Consider the following 15,671-nt stretch of genomic DNA (forward strand, 5'->3'; position numbering starts at 1 on the left):
TATGAACATTAAAATTGATGTGGATAATCTCAGGGACGATCTCAGAGATTATTATGGCTCGGCAGTGGGATGTAATCCCACTGCTATGGCAGATGTAATAAATATTGATTCTATGTCTGATGAGGATGTTGTAGAAAAAGCAGTAGAAAACGGATTTAATCTTTACGATTATGAAGTGTAATTAAGAGGGAGAGAAAAAGCTATGGCGTCTGCTGATATTAATACATTCTTCACTTTTAAAGGAACAAAAGAAGAATTAAAAGCGATGTTGGATGTTGTTAAATATTATTTTGTGGATTGCAAAGAGCAATATCGTCATCATCAACCCGAAGATGGAAATTGCAGTTATTTGGATTGTGTAAGTATTTCTTATGTAAATTCTAATTCCACAAAAGCAAGTCAAGATATTGATGAATGGTCAGAAAATCAAATAGAAACGATTTTGGATGAGTCAAACGGTACAATTTCCGGAAGAGCCAACGGTCCTTATGGTGTTTTCGATTTTATATCGGGAATCGGTATACCGGAAAAATTAGCAGAAGCTGCACCGGGTGCTTATTTTAAAGTTACAATAGAAAAAGACGGTTCATATGAAGAGGAAACTTTGAAGGCAACTTTAAAAGACGGAATTATTTATTTTGAGGATTATTATAAGGAATATTGTGAATGTGACGAAGATGATCCTTATGATCAGCTTTACAAGTTGGATTATTTTGATGATTTTGTGGTTAAGAAGCTTCCGTATCTGACTTTTTGTGATATGGCAAAAATAACAGCAAGAAAATGGTTTAATGAATTAAAGTACTGGCAATTTATTTGTGCGGCAAATGATAAATTTGGAACAGAAGCATTTAGTTATGATAAATTTAAAAGACTTTGTAAACATTCAAAATTAACAGAGGAAGAATTTCCTGCTTTTGCAAAAATCTTGGGTGATCTAAAAATTTCGGAAACAAATTTTTATGATTATATTGATGAAAAAGTAGATGAATTGGATAGTGCTCCGGTAGATGAAGAAAAAAACAGAGAAAAATATACCAGTAGGTGGAAATACGACATTAAAAATCATCAAAGAATGAAATGGAAGAAATAAAGTTCATATAGCTCAAAATCACCTTTTCCGAGGATGCGGGGAAGGTGATTTTTTTGCAAAAACAACCCCCGGGGAGGGTTGCCTTGGATTCTGGGGTATGATAATATACAAGTGTATAAATCATTTTTGAGGAGAAAATTATGCACATTCCCGAAAATTATCTTTCCCCGGCTACCTGTGCGGTTATGACAGCCGCTGCAATTCCTGCGTGGGGATATTCAATAAAAAAAGTATCTAAAGAAATCACAAAGGATAAAATGCCACTTTTGGGTATCTTTGCTGCTTTTTCATTCGTTGCAATGATGTTCAACATCCCTATTGTGGGCGGTTCAACCGGTCACGCAGTAGGCGGAACGCTGATTGCCATATTGCTTGGACCGGAGGCGGCGTGCCTGTCGGTCAGCGTGACTTTGATTTTGCAGGCGTTGCTGTTTGGTGACGGCGGTGTGCTTGCAATTGGTGCAAACTGCTTCAATATGGCGTTTGTTTTGCCGTTTGTCGGCTACGCCGTGTATAACATTATTGCTCGCAAAATGAAAAACAAGACCGGCAAGTTCATCGGTGCGGCAGTAGGCAGTTATGTCGGCATCAACTGTGCGGCACTTTGTACGGCTGTTGAGTTCGGTATTCAACCGCTCCTGTTCAAATCCGCAGACAGTCAGGCGCTTTATTGCCCGTACGGACTCAATGTTTCAATCCCTGCAATGATGGCGGAACACCTCACACTTTTCGGCTTGGCAGAAGCGATTTTCACAGTTGCAATGCTTGCATTTGTAGAAAAAACTTCACCTGAAATTATGGCAAAGAAGCCAACAACCAAAAAGGGCAACACCTTCATCGGCGGACTTCTTGCGGTGCTCACTCTTGCAACACCTATCGGACTTTTGGCAACAGGCACAGCCTGGGGCGAATGGGGTGCAGACGAGATGACCGACCTTGTCGGCTATGTTCCAAGCGGTCTTGAAAACGGCCCACTCTCCGCATTTGAGGCAATTTGCCCTGACTATTCAATCGGCGGTTTGCCTGATTGGGTTGGATATATTTTGTGTGCTGTAATCGGAATTGCACTTTCAACAATTCTGTTCAAACTCGCAAGCACATTTATGAAATCAAAGGTTAACTATGACTGAAAATGAAATACCGTCTTGGTTGACGGTAAACGAGGACTACACTCCGCCAAAGGACAAAAGCGGATTTATCACAAAATCGCAAAAATCCGTTGTAGCGGTGATGTCAAAATTTAAAGTTAACAGAGGCTTATATAAGACGAATGAAGCGAACACTTCCGTTCGTCTTTTTGCCGTTTTATTGCTGATAATTTTCACAGCATCGGCAAAAAATTACAGCTTCGTTTTCTTTATGCTCGGAGTAACTGCGGTGAGGATTGCTCTGCTCAAAGCAGACAAAATCAAGGCACTTTTCAAGGTACTTATACCTGCAATGATAATATCGGTTATCATTCTGCTACCTGCCGTTTTTATGGGACATCCCAAAACATTGCTGACAGTTCTCGGCAAAGTTGCCGTCAGCACAAGTCTGATTATGGTGGTCAATTTGACCGCACCGTTCAACAGCATAACGGCATCGCTCAAATCGTTTCGTGTTCCCGATGTGGTGATTTTCACCTTTGACATCACGATGAAATACATCTTCATTTTGAGCGAAATCTGCCTTGAAATGCTTGACGCACTGAAAATCCGCTCAATCGGTAAGAACGACAACAAAAAAGCATCCGCTTCGGGAATACTCGGCACGGTATTTATTAAAGCCAAGCAATCGGGCGAGGAAACGGTCAAGGCCATGGAATGTCGAGGATTCAGCGGAAAATACACGGTCACACGGCACGAAAAATTAAAGGCAAATGATTTTTTGTATATGCTTTTTGTTGTCTGTGCGGTGGGAATATTTGTTTATTTTGAGGTGATTGCAAAATGATAAAACTTGACGATATTTGCTTTGCGTACGACAGCACTCCTGTGTTGAAGCACTTTAGCACGGAAATCGCAGACGGCGAATTTGTTGTCATCAAAGGTGACAACGGCTGTGGCAAAAGTACACTTTTGAACATCATAAACGCTCTTGAATTTGCCGAAATCGGTACTTACACCTTTGACGGCACTGTAATTGACAAAAAGGCTGTGAAAAATGAGCAATTTGCAAAAGCCTTTCACCAAAAAATCGGATATGTGTTCCAAAACACAGACGCACAACTGTTTTGTTCAAGCGTGTACGACGAAATTGCCTTTGCTCCACGCCAAATGCAACTTGACGAGACGGAAATTGCCAAGCGGGTTGATGATATGCTGAAACTCACGGGCACGGAACACCTCAAAGAGCGTGCACCGTTCCACCTCTCAATGGGCGAAAAGAAAAAAGTTGCCGTGGCGTCCGTGCTTGCAATGAATCCGCAAGTCCTCATTCTTGACGAACCGATGAATTTTCTCGATAAAAAATCAAGACAGTGGCTTGTTGAATTTCTGAATCAAATGCACTCTGTCGGCAAAACAATCATAATCGTGTCGCACACAGATGATTTTGACAAAATGGCAGATAGAATAATCGAATTATAAATGAAGAATATCAAAAACGCTGTAAGTATCAAACTTACAGCGTTTTTAAAACCCCACCGTCTTTTTTGTTACACAAAAAATCCACCTCCCCTTGCAACAAGAGGAGGCAGAATCGGTGTATTTTATCAGTCGATTTCAACAATCCAGCCTTCAGGGGCTTCGATTTCGCCCATCTGGATGCCTGTGAGTGTTTCGTAAAGTTTCTTGGTGTACGGACCCATTTCCTCCATACCTGACGGGAAGCAGATTTCCTTGCCGTGGTCAACAATCTTGCCGACAGGAGAAATAACAGCTGCGGTTCCGCAAAGACCGCATTCTGCAAAATCCTTGAGTTCGTCAAAATAAACCTCTCTGTGTTCAACAGGCATATTGAGATAGTGCTCTGCAACATACATGAGTGAACGGCGAGTGATTGACGGAAGAATTGAGTTTGACTTTGGAGTTACAAGCTTGCCGTCTTTTGTGATGAAGATGAAGTTTGCACCGCCTGTTTCCTCAACCTTTGTACGAGTCTTAGGGTCAAGGTACATATTTTCATCAAATCCGCAATTGTGAGCATCAACAATGTTGTGGAGTGACATAGCATAGTTAAGACCTGCTTTGATGTCACCTGTTCCGTGAGGAGCGGCTCTGTCAACATCGGAAACTCTGATTGTGATTGGCTTTGCGCCACCCTTGAAGTATGGACCGACAGGAGTTGCAAAAATTCTGAATTGGAACTCATTAGCCGGTTTTACACCGATGATTGAATCATAGCCAAAAACGAATGGACGAAGATAAAGTGTTGCGCCCGAACCGAACGGAGGAACATATGCCTCGTTTGCCTTAACTACCTTTTTAACCGCATCAATAAATTTTTCTTCAGGTACTTCAGGAATTTCGAGTCTACGGCAAGATTCCGCAAGTCTTTTTGCGTTCATATCAGGGCGGAAGCAAACAGTTCTGCCGTCCTTTGTTGTGTACGCCTTCAAGCCCTCAAATACTGTTTGAGCATATTGAAGCACGCAAGCACACTCGCTCATGGTGATGTTAGGGTCTTTTGTGAGAGCACCGTCATCCCATTTGCCGTCCTTGAACCACGAAACATATCTTTCGTCTGTCGGCATATAACCGAAGCCAAGGCTTGACCAGTCAATATCCTTTTTTGCCATTTTAAACATCTCCCTTGTTTGTTATAAATATAATTTTATTATATCACTTTGAATAATTTTGTAAAGAGTAAATATTTTGGCGTGCTTCAGGAACTTTATCGACAGTCTTTTATTCTGTCGAACAAGTAATTTTGCCGTTATGATTTGATGATACAAAGCCGATATAAGACTTGCCCTTATTGACTGAAAGAGTGTTGCCCACTGCATCTTTGAGTACAAGTTTGCCGTCTGAAACCTCCCAAGTAATATCCGTTGCCGTGCCGTTTGAAATATACTTGCCGCTGCCTGAATTCCACTTGTAGTTGAGGTAGGTTGTGGTTGAGCCTTTGTACGGCACTGTTATGTAAGTTGATTCAGCTTTCAAAATAATGAGATTTTGGAACTTAACCTTTTTCTCCCAATCGTTTGTGCTGTACTTGCCGTCCTCTGCGTTGTAGGTGAATTTTCTTGTGTCGGTTCTGTCAGAGAATTTTACGCCAACAGAAGTTGCACCGTCTGCACCGGCAGGAGCAACGGTTGAATTGAAGTGAAGCGGTGAGAAAGAGCTGTCTTTAAGCTCGGTTCTGTATCCTTTTTTCTCGATTGCCTTGTTTATCTTTTTGCCGTTGAGAACACCTCTGTGCTCGCTCGACACCTTTCTTGATGAATCACGGCTGAAAAGTTCGCCGCCCGACATACCGTCAATGTTGTTGACCTTTTCTTTTTTGATAGTTTCGTATCCGCCTGTGTAGTTCTTTGTGCTGTGGCTTCCGCCCCAATGGATGAAAATTGCATCAAAAAATTTGCTGAATTTTACATAGCTTGGTCGTGCAGAACGAAGCGGACCAACCTTTTCAGGCACATCCTTGACATTTGCATAAAGCCAAAGCATACGGCTGATGCCACCCTCAACTTCGCCCTCGCAAATAATGTCAGGCGAAGTGATGCCCCATTGCGGTCGTGCAGGGCGGAGGTTTTCAACAACGATTGCAACAGGTCTTTTGCCGACTGCCGATTCGGAAAAACCTTCTTCGCCGGTCAACGGATTGAGCACCGGTGCTTTTGTTGTGGTTTCGGTTGCAGGCTGTGTGGTTGTCGGTTCTTCATCTTGTTTTGCCGAGCAACCAAACAGTGCAACTACCATTAAAATAGCTAATAAAACTGCTGTGATTTTCTTCATTTTACATATCTCCCAAAAGTTAATATAAAATAATTTTACCACTTGGAATATACAATTTCAATCGTTAATAGGTAAAAATTCACAGCAAAATTTTGTACGGATTGAAAGGTGACGAAAATCGTTTGATTAATTGTTCGACTCCTCCACCATAGTTTGTGCAAAAACGGCATACCCCTTTTGCGGATTGCCAACAATCACATGGGTGAGAGCGCCCGCAAGTTTACCGTTTTGAATAATCGGAGAGCCCGACATTCCCTGAACTATTCCGCCTGTTTTGTCGATTAAATCCCTGTCCGTCACCTTGACTATCATATTTTTTTCACGGTTGTTTTCATTGAAACCGATTCGAGTAATCTCAATTTCGTATTCCTTTGGCTGTCCGTTTTCAACAGTTGAAATCACGGTTGCCTTGCCTTTTTTCACTTCTTGAATTGATGCAACGGGATATTCCTTTGCACAGTCCGACACTTCGGCATATGCACCGAAAATTCCGCAATCCGTGTTGGTGAGAAGTCTGCCAAGCGTTTGATTTGTAAAATCACATTCGAGCGAACCCGTTGTGCCCCTCGTGCTTTTTTCGATTTTTGAAACAGTCGCTTTGACCGCCTCTCCGTCAAGCATCGGCATAATTTCCTTTGTGTCAACATCGTTGATTTGGTGACCGAGCGCCCCGAAAATTCCGCTGTTTTTGTTGTAAAAAGTGATTGTGCCGATACCTGCGGTGGAATCACGCACCCACATTCCTGCCTTATAACATCCCTCTCGTTCGCAGTAAATCGGAGTTACGGTGAAATTCCTGAACCTCTCGCCTCTCTTGATTTTTACATCAAAACTACTGCCGTTGTTTGCACCCAAAATTGACTGAACTTGGTCCGATGTGTACACATTTTCGCCGTCTATGGCAACAATAATGTCGCCGACTTCTATTCCTGCCGAACCTGACGGACTCTTTTTACCCGAATCGGTTTGAACCTCCTGAATACCAACGACAATTACGCCGTCTGTGTACAGTTTTATGCCGAAAACTTCACCGCTGACCATAACGGACTGCTGTGCTTTTTCGGTTACGCTGACCTCTTTGACGGGAATAACGCCAAACATTTTTAGGCTTTCCCGTCTTGGACTTGACGACTGCCTGTCCACCGCAAGGCTTGTGTCTTTTGCCGTGTAGGTGAACACCTTTGCAATTGGCGAATTGTTGCCGTCATATGTCACAACGCTGTCGGGCAGGGCAACATTTCCCCAAATGATTACGCCAAAAATCACACTGCAAACAAAAAACAAAATAACATCAAAAATTCTAATTGCTTTTTTCAAATTTAACACCTCGTTATAGTTTTGCCGAGGCAATCAAAATTCATACTTGCAACCATATATTATATGTGCTAAAATATTTTGTGTATAAATCTGACAGAAAGGTATTTTTTAATTATGAGCGGACATAATAAATGGAGCACCATCAAAAGAAAAAAAGGTGCAAATGACGCTGCAAGAGCAAAGGTATTTACAAAAATAGGAAGAGAGCTTGCCGTAGCGGTTAAAAACGGCGGTGCAGACCCAAACAATAATGCAAAACTTCGTGATGTTATCGCAAAGGCAAAGCAGAACAATGTGCCAAACGACAATATCGACAGAATGCTCAAGAAAGCCGCAGGCGACGCAGACACCACAAACTACGAAGAAATCATATACGAGGGCTACGGTCCGTCAGGTGTTGCAGTTGTTGTTGAGGCACTTACAGACAACAGAAACAGAACTGCCGGCGAAGTAAGACATTATTTTGACAAGGCAGGCGGAAATATGGGTAACCCCGGTTCTGTAACCTTTATGTTTGAAAAGCTCGGCGTAATCATCATCGAGAAAGAGGACACAGACGAGGATCAGCTTATGGAAGACGCACTCGAAGCAGGCGCTTCCGATTTCCTTACCGATGAAGAGGATATTTTTGAAATCCGCACAGAGCCAAACGATGTTGGTGCAATCCGTGATGAACTCGAAGCAAAGGGCTACACAGTTATTTCAAGTGAGGCTGCTTATGTTCCAAGCACCTACACCCGTCTTGAAAGCCAGGATGATATGAAAAAGATGGCAAAGATGATTGAAATGTTCGAGGAAAACGACGATGTTCAAAACATCTACCACAACTGGGAAAACGAAGACGAATACAACGAGGATTAATTTTATCCTTTGATAAAACGAACAAAAGACCGTAGAAATTTGATACACATCTCCTAAAGTCTGTTATTTTTGGAGGTGTGTTTTTTTTACATAAAAACAACATTTAATATAGAATTTAAAATTTCTATATAATTTTATTTAAGTATATCTAATATTACATTTAAGGAAATATTTATATATTATTCATAATAAAGTGCGGAATTGTTATTGAATTATTTTGATTGAGAAGGTATAATATCTATGATTGGATAAAAAAGGAGATGTACTAAATGGAAAAGGTATTTATTCCGTCGGGCGTATGCTCACGACAGATTACTATAGATGTAAACGAAAATGATCAGACCATCAATTCAGTCAGCTTTGTTGGCGGATGCAACGGCAACCTCAAGGGTATTGCTTCTCTCGTTAAGGGCAGAAAAATTGATGAGGTTATCGGCGACCTTAAGGGTATAGATTGCAATTTCAAGGGCACTTCCTGTCCGGACCAGCTTGCAAAGGCTCTTGAGGAAATCAAGGAAGAACTTTGATTAATCTAAATTATAAACATATATAAGGGGATAGGTATGTTTAAATTATCAAGTAACAGACTCAAAAGAGAATTTAAAATAACGGACGGAAATTTCTACGCGTCCCAAATCAAGAACACCTATTCGGGAATGAGTTTTGTTCCTGATGGCAACGGCAACGAATTTGTTGTTCATTTTGTTGACGGCGGAGAATATTCGTCAAAAGGCTTGCCTGTTGAAAACAGCGGTTATGAGGACGATAAACTTGTTTTTAGATTTGTTGAAAGTGACGGACTTCAGGTCACCCTCAAATATTGGGTGCACAAGGACGGCAACACCGTTTGCAAGCAGATTTTTATTGACCAAACTGATGACAGAGCTGTTGATTTTATCGAGCTTGAAAATGTCGGAATAATCAATTCAAAGACACATTTTGATGTTTCGGTTGTTGAAGGCGGAGAAATTCCTGCGTTTTGGTCAATGCTCGGACAGCCTATTTATATTGACAGCTTGTTCTTTGGTTGCGAATTTCCTGCAACGGAAAACAGAATTATCCACGGTAGTGCGTCGGTCAGATATTTTGTCGGTCACGCACTCGGCAAGGGTTTCGTTTGCCCTGTAACCGTTATGGGCGGTGGCGAGGACAACACTTTGCCGTCAGTTCGCAAGGCTTTTTATGAATATATCGAATCAATCAGCGTTCCTACCTCACTTCGTTTTCAGTACAACAGCTGGTATGATTATATGAAAGACATTACCGAGCAGAACATTATGACTTCGTTTGCCGAGGTTCACAAACAGCTTCAGGCATACGGTGCTCCCGAGCTTGCGGCTTATGTTGTTGATGACGGCTGGCCAAATGTCAAGGCGGATTTCTGGTCATTCAACAAGAAGTTCCCTAACAAGCTAACAAATGTAACTGCTCTTTGCAACGAGATGGGTTCAAAGTTCGGCTTGTGGCTCGGTCCTCGTGGCGGATACACCCGCCCGGATAAAATCGCAAAGCGTTATCAGCGTGCAGGCAACAGCTATCTTAATAAAGAAGCACAAGAAATTTGCGTTGCTTCATCAAAATATGTTGAAAAACTCGGCGATTTCCTTGTTGAAACCACAAACGAGTTTGATATTGATTATTGGAAACTTGACGGTTTCTGCCTGAAACCTTGCAAAAATCCAAAGCACGACCACGCAGTAGGCGGTTATGAGGATATGTATTTTGTAACCGATATGTGGCAAAAGTGGATTCAGCTTTACAACAAGCTCCGCTCTGCAAATCCAAACCTTTGGATAAATATGACTTGCTATGTCAATGTTTCACCGTGGTGGCTTCAGTGGGTTAATTCCCTTTGGGTGCAAAACAGCGGTGACATCGGCTTTGCCAAAAATCTTGAAAATCAGGCGCAGGTCGACAAGGAAATCACCTATCGTGACGGCAGATATTTTGACTGCCTTTGCAAGCGTGCACTTCAAATTCCGCTTAAAAATCTTTATAATCACGAGCCGATTTACGGCAACACCGCAAAAGTAAGTTATACCGATGAGGAGTTTGAAAGATACATTTATTGGTGCACCGTCAGAGGTCAGGCTCTCAACGAGCTTCATCTTTCGGTCAATATGATGAACGAAAGCAAGTGGCGCAGTCTTTCATCTGCTATGAATTGGCAAAAGGCAAACTACCACATTCTTCAAAATGCACAGTTCATCGGCGGTGACCCTGTTGAAAATAATATCTACGGCTACATTTCTTGGGACGGTAACGAGGGCGTAATCGCACTTCGCAACCCGACCGATGAAGAAACCTCGCTCACTCTTACTCTCAACAAACTTATGGGTGCACCGGAGAGCCTTCAAGGCGCAAGAAGATTTAATGTTTATTGCAAATCTCTTGCGGAAACAGACGAAACTTATAGCTATAACTCAAAGATGGAGCTTACCATGAAGCCGTTTGAATCTATGATTTTTAAAATTGCTAAGGAAAGATAATTATGAGCAAAAAAGTAAAAACATCAGCCGAAACCGAGGTTGAGGAGGAAGAAACCCAAAAATCCAAACTGCGTGAGTTCCTTGAATTTATCGCACCTATCGTTATTGCACTTGTTGTTGCGATGATACTCAAATATTGCATATTCGCAAATGCCGTAATTCCGACAGGTTCGATGCTTGAAACAATCCAAAAAGGCGACCGTGTTATCGCAAGCCGACTTGAATATAAGTTTAACGACCCTGAAAGATTTGACATTGCAATATTCAAATATCCCGATGATGAGAGCCAGCTTTTCGTCAAGCGTATCATCGGACTTCCGGGCGAAACGGTGGATATTGTTGACGGCACGGTTTATGTCACAGGTGCAGACGGCAAAACAATGAAACTGCGTGACGATTTTGTTGCACCTGAAAATATGGATAGATATAACGGAACATTCGTTGTGCCGGAGGACAGCTATTTTGTAATGGGCGACAACCGTGACAATTCCGTTGATTCACGATATTGGACAACAACAAATTTTGTATCTCGTGACAAGTTTGTTGGCAAAGTTATGTTCAGGTATTACCCGTTCAACACCGCCGGCAAACTTGAATAGCAGAAATTTTTTTCAAAAAATTGTTGACAAATGAGTTTTGTTGTGCTAATGTTAAGTAAACCGATGAGAAAGAGTAAGTAAGTTTTTTACCGCTTTTCAGAGAGTCGCCGATGGTGGAATGGCGATAGGTAAGGGAAGAACCGAATGGGCTTTTGAGGGCGAGCCGAAAATTTAGTAGGCAAGACGGAGCAGGCACTTCGTTAACAACAGTCTGCGTATGATAGTACGTGCAAAGTGGGCACAGTATATGTGTCAAGACGGGTGGCACCGCAGGAGTTAGATTATCACTCTTGTCCCGACAGAAATGTCAGGACGAGAGTTTTTTTATTTATCAAAAGGAGATTTGCGGCAATGTTTATTTTGAAAAGACGATGGCGACAGTAAACTTTTTACATATTATTTAACAACCACTTATCACATTTTTTAACATTTAACATTGAAAGGAAATTATTATGAAAAAGTTTAAGAAAATCATCGCAGTACTCACAGCAATTTCAATCATCTTCGCTTTTGCAGCTTGTAGCAAAAAGGCAACAGACAGCAAAACAGAATCAGACGCAAAGACCACTTACAAGGTAGGTATTTGCAACTATGTAGACGACGCTTCACTCAATCAAATTGTTGAGAGCATTCAGTCACAGCTCAATTCACTCGGTGAAGAAAAAAATGTAACTTTTGATGTAACCGTAGAAAACTGCAACGCAGACGCTTCGGTTATGAACCAAATCATTTCAAACTATATTTCAACAGATGTTGACCTTATGGTAGGCGTTGCCACTCCTGTTGCAGTTGCAATGCAGGCAGCAACCGAGGACAACAAAATCCCTGTTGTGTTCGCAGCAGTTTCAGACCCTGTCGGTGCAGGTTTGGTAGCAGACGATAATGCTCCGGGTGCAAATGTAACCGGCACATCCGATTACCTCAACACAGACGCAATTATGGACTTGATTTTTGCAAACAACGAAAAGGCAGATAACATCGCACTTCTTTATGATATGGGTCAGGATTCATCAAAGACACCTATCGAAAACGCAAAGAAATATCTTGAAAAGAAGGGCGTTTCATACAAGGAATATACAGGCACAAATGTAACAGAAGTTCAGCAGGCTGTTTCAACAATCATCAACGACAAGTGCGATGCAGTGTTCACTCCGACCGACAACACAATTATGACAGCAGAGCTTTCAATCTACGAAGATCTTGCAAAGGCAGGCATCCCTCACTTCACAGGCGCCGATTCATTCGCACTCAACGGTGCATTCCTCGGCTACGGTGTTGACTATGTTGCTCTCGGTCAGCAAACAGCAGATATGGTTTCCGATATTCTTGTAAACGGCAAAGACCCTGCAACATATCCTGTAAAATTTTTCGACAACGGCACAGCAACAATCAACACAGAAACTTGCTCAACTCTTGGCTACAAACTTGATGATGTAAAAACAAAGTCAAATCCGTTCTGCACAGAGATTAAGGAAATCACAACAGCAGAAAGTTTCTGATAATAGTTAATTAAACAAATTTTTGGCACCTTGCAAATCGCAGGGTGCCCATAATTCTACATCGTAGGGGCGAACTGTGTTCGCCTTAGACTGTCGATAAAGCTCCTGAACCACGCCAAAGTTATTTCAACTCGATTTTGTAGGAAATAGGATTGCCTATCCTGAAAAACATTATATAAATAAAAGTGCCGCAAGCATAAAGTTTGCACCACTTTTGGCGTTTTCCGTTTTTTGCTCGGGGGCGGTACTTATGTACAGCTCCCACTCGCAAGAAAACGAAATTCGGAACCTTTCTCAACAGCCTACTATATTTATTATTTTTATGAAAGACAATGGTGAAAACAATGTCAACTTTAGCTTCAATATTCGATGCCGGACAAATGCAAACCGTTTTGGAACTTGGCTTAATCAGTTCGCTCACGGTGCTTGCTTTGTTCCTCAGCTACACAATGCTCAATGTCTGCGACCTTTCAACAGACGGTTGCTTCACATTCGGTGCGGCAGTCGGTGCAATCGTTGCACTCAACGGACACCCTCTTTTGTCAATTCCGCTTGCAATGCTTGCCGGAGTTGCTTCGGGATTTATCACTGCAATTTTGCAAACCGTTCTTGGCATAGACAGCTTGCTTGCCGGTATCGTAGTAAATACGGGATTGTACTCAATCAACATTGCGGTTATGAAAAAGTCGTCATTGCTCAATCTTAACAGCAGCGACACCGTGTTCTCGCTCCTCAAAGCAAAACTTGAGGGCACAGCACTTGAGGGCAAGCAAACACTTATTATTGCATTTTTGGCAGTGTTTTTCGTTGTGCTTTTCTTGTCAGTTTTCCTCAAGACAAAGCTCGGACTTTCGATTCGTGCAACAGGCAACAATCCTGATATGGTCAAGTCGTCATCAATCAATCCGATTGTCACCACAATTATCGGACTTTGCATTGCAAACTCATTCACCGCACTTTCGGGTTGCTTGCTCGCACAGGCTCAAAAGCAGGCAGAAATCAACATCGGCACAGGTATGGTAACCGTTGCTCTCGCTTCACTTCTTATCGGTGGAGTATTTGTCAGACGAGGCAAAATTCCGCTTCGTGCAATCGGTGCGGTTCTCGGTGCAGTTGTGTTCCGTTTGGTGTATCAAATCGCAATCGGACTCCATATGCCTCCGTTTATGCTAAAATTCGTGTCCTCGATTATCGTAATCATCGCAATTGCAGGACCGTATCTCAAAACAAAGCTTCCTGAATATGTCAGAAAAGCAAAGGTTCGTGTAGGAAAGAAGGTGCAATAATGCTCACATTGTCAGATGTAAAAATGGTCTTTTTCAAAGGCACACCTGATGAAAAGGTTGCACTTAACAATCTTTCACTTGAAGTAAATCAGGGCGATTTTATCACAATTATCGGCGCTAACGGTGCGGGCAAATCAACTTTGTTCAACGCTATCGCAGGAACATATCTCACCGATGAAGGCAGAATTTTGCTCGAGGGCAACGACATTACCGCTATGCCGGAACATAAGCGTGCTCGTTTTATCGGCAGACTTTTCCAAGACCCGATGAAGGGCAGTGCGCCGGGTATGAGCATTGAGGAAAATCTTGCGCTTGCAGCAGGCCACGGCGGTTGGTTCAGCACAATTTCAAAAAAAGATAAAAAGCTGTTTAGGGAAAAACTCGCTCTTTTGGGTATGGGGCTTGAAGACAGAATGAACTCACCTGTCGGACTTCTTTCGGGAGGTCAGCGTCAGGCACTCACTCTTATGATGGCAACCATCAATCCGCCAAAGATTTTGCTTCTTGATGAACACACGGCGGCTCTCGACCCCGGCACAGCAGAAAAGGTGCTCACTCTCACCAACCAAATTGTTGACGAGAACAAAATCACTTGCTTGATGATTACTCACAATATGCAGTCGGCACTCGACCTTGGCAATCGCACAATTATGATGGATAAGGGCAGAGTTGTTTATGATGTCGCAAATGAGGAGCGTTTAGGACTTACCGTTCCCGATCTTCTCGAAAAATTCAAGATTTCTGTTGGCGAAAATCTCGATAACGACCGTATGCTCTTGTCATAATTTACGGATAATAAAAATATTTTTGCACCCCTATATATTTATACCTATTATATATATGGCAAAACTGTGCGCATCAATATATTATGTGCCACGATTGCTTGTACAACCAAAGTATACAATATATAAGGGTGTTGCATTTTAGTAACAAAAGTAACATCAAATTTACAGAAAAAACAACTTGAAAAAAATATCAAAATAGTTCTTGACATCTGTATCAAATTATGATAGAATTCACATTACCAAATGACGGAAGCGCAAGCGACCGTTACATATAGTCGGTGTTTATTACGCTGAGGGTCCACCCGTTCCCATACCGAACACGGTAGTTAAGCTCATGCGTGCCGAAAATAGTTGGAGGGCAGCCTCCCGCAAAGATAGGTCGACGCCGACATGGTTACCACAAAACTTTTAAAAAAGTTGAAAAAAGTTCTTGACAAACGCAAGACGCTGTGGTATTATATATAGGCTGTCAAAGAGAATAACAGACGGCAAGGACCTTGAAAATTAAACAACGATGAAAAAGTAAGGAACCCGATTAAGATAATTGAGTAACTGAACTCCATGTTCTACGGAACATAAATAACAGTAATGAAACGACAGGTTCGAGAGAACTGAGAGGTTTCGAATGATTAAGATTAGTACATTCTGTATGGAATGATTAATACAAAGTTTTAAGAGTTTGATCCTGGCTCAGGACGAACGCTGGCGGCGTGCCTAACACATGCAAGTCGAACGAAGCTTGACGAATGATTACTTCGGTATGAATTCTGATATGACTGAGTGGCGGACGGGTGAGTAACGCGTGAGCAACCTGCCCTTCAGAGGGGGATAGCGTCTGGAAACGGACGGTAATACCGCATAA

15 protein-coding genes, 2 rRNA genes and 1 other annotated feature are annotated in these 15,671 nt (G+C 42.1%); of the genes, 14 read left to right on the plus strand and 3 right to left on the minus strand.

The window, feature by feature from the left end:
* Position 1 precedes the first annotated feature (1 nt).
* The 5 genes from B5D29_RS00665 to B5D29_RS00685 all read left to right on the plus strand — a co-directional run bounded on the left by B5D29_RS00665 (position 2) and on the right by B5D29_RS00685 (position 3,663).
* Positions 2–181, plus strand: a complete 180-nt coding sequence (locus B5D29_RS00665) for a hypothetical protein (protein ID WP_078767648.1) — start codon at positions 2–4, stop codon at positions 179–181.
* 21 nt (positions 182–202) lie between these two features.
* A complete protein-coding gene (locus B5D29_RS00670; protein ID WP_078767649.1) occupies positions 203–1,093 on the plus strand; it encodes a hypothetical protein in 891 nt (296 codons plus the stop codon).
* A 140-nt stretch (positions 1,094–1,233) separates the two neighbouring features.
* A complete protein-coding gene (gene cbiM / locus B5D29_RS00675) occupies positions 1,234–2,223 on the plus strand; it encodes a cobalt transporter CbiM (RefSeq protein ID WP_078767650.1) in 990 nt (329 codons plus the stop codon).
* Complete coding sequence (locus tag B5D29_RS00680) at positions 2,216–3,028, plus strand: energy-coupling factor transporter transmembrane component T family protein (protein ID WP_078767651.1); 813 nt, start codon at positions 2,216–2,218, stop codon at positions 3,026–3,028. The genes cbiM and B5D29_RS00680 overlap by 8 nt, the downstream gene beginning before the upstream one ends.
* Positions 3,025–3,663: an energy-coupling factor ABC transporter ATP-binding protein gene (locus tag B5D29_RS00685; RefSeq protein WP_078767652.1), complete on the plus strand. Its 639-nt coding sequence runs from the start codon at positions 3,025–3,027 to the stop codon at positions 3,661–3,663. The genes B5D29_RS00680 and B5D29_RS00685 overlap by 4 nt, the downstream gene beginning before the upstream one ends.
* A 125-nt stretch (positions 3,664–3,788) precedes the next feature.
* Here B5D29_RS00685 and B5D29_RS00690 read toward each other — a convergent pair whose 3' ends face one another.
* The 3 genes from B5D29_RS00690 to spoIVB all read right to left on the minus strand — a co-directional run bounded on the left by B5D29_RS00690 (position 3,789) and on the right by spoIVB (position 7,290).
* Positions 3,789–4,814, minus strand: a complete 1,026-nt coding sequence (locus B5D29_RS00690) for a branched-chain amino acid aminotransferase (RefSeq protein ID WP_078767653.1) — start codon at positions 4,812–4,814, stop codon at positions 3,789–3,791.
* 109 nt (positions 4,815–4,923) lie between these two features.
* On the minus strand, positions 4,924–5,973 hold the full coding sequence (locus tag B5D29_RS00695) for a DUF3048 domain-containing protein (protein ID WP_078767654.1): 1,050 nt from the start codon (positions 5,971–5,973) through the stop codon (positions 4,924–4,926).
* Between the two features lie 126 nt (positions 5,974–6,099).
* The gene (spoIVB, locus tag B5D29_RS00700) at positions 6,100–7,290 is read right to left on the minus strand and encodes a SpoIVB peptidase (RefSeq protein ID WP_159443363.1); all 1,191 of its coding nucleotides are present in this window, start codon (positions 7,288–7,290) and stop codon (positions 6,100–6,102) included.
* Between the two features lie 114 nt (positions 7,291–7,404).
* Between spoIVB and B5D29_RS00705 the strand changes: the two genes are divergently transcribed.
* From B5D29_RS00705 to B5D29_RS00745, 9 genes are all read left to right on the plus strand, one after another.
* A complete protein-coding gene (locus B5D29_RS00705) occupies positions 7,405–8,151 on the plus strand; it encodes a YebC/PmpR family DNA-binding transcriptional regulator (protein WP_078767656.1) in 747 nt (248 codons plus the stop codon).
* Between the two features lie 269 nt (positions 8,152–8,420).
* Positions 8,421–8,678: a TIGR03905 family TSCPD domain-containing protein gene (locus tag B5D29_RS00710; protein ID WP_078767657.1), complete on the plus strand. Its 258-nt coding sequence runs from the start codon at positions 8,421–8,423 to the stop codon at positions 8,676–8,678.
* A gap of 36 nt (positions 8,679–8,714) precedes the next feature.
* Positions 8,715–10,640 (plus strand): alpha-amylase family protein, encoded by a 1,926-nt coding sequence (locus B5D29_RS00715; protein WP_078767658.1) that lies wholly within the window; start codon positions 8,715–8,717, stop codon positions 10,638–10,640.
* Positions 10,641–10,642: 2 nt separating this feature from the next.
* Positions 10,643–11,239: a signal peptidase I gene (lepB, locus tag B5D29_RS00720; RefSeq protein ID WP_078767659.1), complete on the plus strand. Its 597-nt coding sequence runs from the start codon at positions 10,643–10,645 to the stop codon at positions 11,237–11,239.
* A gap of 54 nt (positions 11,240–11,293) precedes the next feature.
* Positions 11,294–11,540 (plus strand) — a binding site (T-box leader).
* Between the two features lie 151 nt (positions 11,541–11,691).
* Positions 11,692–12,738: an ABC transporter substrate-binding protein gene (locus B5D29_RS00725; protein ID WP_078767660.1), complete on the plus strand. Its 1,047-nt coding sequence runs from the start codon at positions 11,692–11,694 to the stop codon at positions 12,736–12,738.
* A 344-nt stretch (positions 12,739–13,082) separates the two neighbouring features.
* Complete coding sequence (locus tag B5D29_RS00730) at positions 13,083–14,024, plus strand: ABC transporter permease (RefSeq protein WP_078767661.1); 942 nt, start codon at positions 13,083–13,085, stop codon at positions 14,022–14,024.
* Positions 14,024–14,809: an ABC transporter ATP-binding protein gene (locus tag B5D29_RS00735; protein WP_078767662.1), complete on the plus strand. Its 786-nt coding sequence runs from the start codon at positions 14,024–14,026 to the stop codon at positions 14,807–14,809. The genes B5D29_RS00730 and B5D29_RS00735 overlap by 1 nt, the downstream gene beginning before the upstream one ends.
* Positions 14,810–15,083: 274 nt before the next feature.
* A 5S ribosomal RNA gene (gene rrf, locus B5D29_RS00740) occupies positions 15,084–15,200 on the plus strand.
* 276 nt (positions 15,201–15,476) lie between these two features.
* Positions 15,477–15,671, plus strand: a 16S ribosomal RNA gene (locus B5D29_RS00745); the annotation flags it as partial.

It is taken from the genome of Eubacterium coprostanoligenes (assembly GCF_900167205.1).
In the GTDB taxonomy this organism is placed as follows: domain Bacteria; phylum Bacillota; class Clostridia; order Oscillospirales; family Acutalibacteraceae; genus Eubacterium_R; species Eubacterium_R coprostanoligenes.

Bases quoted from the DNA above. Each gene is read 5' to 3' on its own strand.
- B5D29_RS00665 (WP_078767648.1), top strand. From the start codon at position 2: ATGAACATTAAAATTGATGTGGATAATCTCAGGGACGATCTCAGAGAT.
- B5D29_RS00670 (WP_078767649.1), top strand. From the start codon at position 203: ATGGCGTCTGCTGATATTAATACATTCTTCACTTTTAAAGGAACAAAA.
- cbiM (WP_078767650.1), top strand. From the start codon at position 1,234: ATGCACATTCCCGAAAATTATCTTTCCCCGGCTACCTGTGCGGTTATG.
- B5D29_RS00680 (WP_078767651.1), top strand. From the start codon at position 2,216: ATGACTGAAAATGAAATACCGTCTTGGTTGACGGTAAACGAGGACTAC.
- B5D29_RS00685 (WP_078767652.1), top strand. From the start codon at position 3,025: ATGATAAAACTTGACGATATTTGCTTTGCGTACGACAGCACTCCTGTG.
- B5D29_RS00690 (WP_078767653.1), bottom strand. From the start codon at position 4,814: ATGGCAAAAAAGGATATTGACTGGTCAAGCCTTGGCTTCGGTTATATG.
- B5D29_RS00695 (WP_078767654.1), bottom strand. From the start codon at position 5,973: ATGAAGAAAATCACAGCAGTTTTATTAGCTATTTTAATGGTAGTTGCA.
- B5D29_RS00705 (WP_078767656.1), top strand. From the start codon at position 7,405: ATGAGCGGACATAATAAATGGAGCACCATCAAAAGAAAAAAAGGTGCA.
- B5D29_RS00710 (WP_078767657.1), top strand. From the start codon at position 8,421: ATGGAAAAGGTATTTATTCCGTCGGGCGTATGCTCACGACAGATTACT.
- B5D29_RS00715 (WP_078767658.1), top strand. From the start codon at position 8,715: ATGTTTAAATTATCAAGTAACAGACTCAAAAGAGAATTTAAAATAACG.
- lepB (WP_078767659.1), top strand. From the start codon at position 10,643: ATGAGCAAAAAAGTAAAAACATCAGCCGAAACCGAGGTTGAGGAGGAA.
- B5D29_RS00725 (WP_078767660.1), top strand. From the start codon at position 11,692: ATGAAAAAGTTTAAGAAAATCATCGCAGTACTCACAGCAATTTCAATC.
- B5D29_RS00730 (WP_078767661.1), top strand. From the start codon at position 13,083: ATGTCAACTTTAGCTTCAATATTCGATGCCGGACAAATGCAAACCGTT.
- B5D29_RS00735 (WP_078767662.1), top strand. From the start codon at position 14,024: ATGCTCACATTGTCAGATGTAAAAATGGTCTTTTTCAAAGGCACACCT.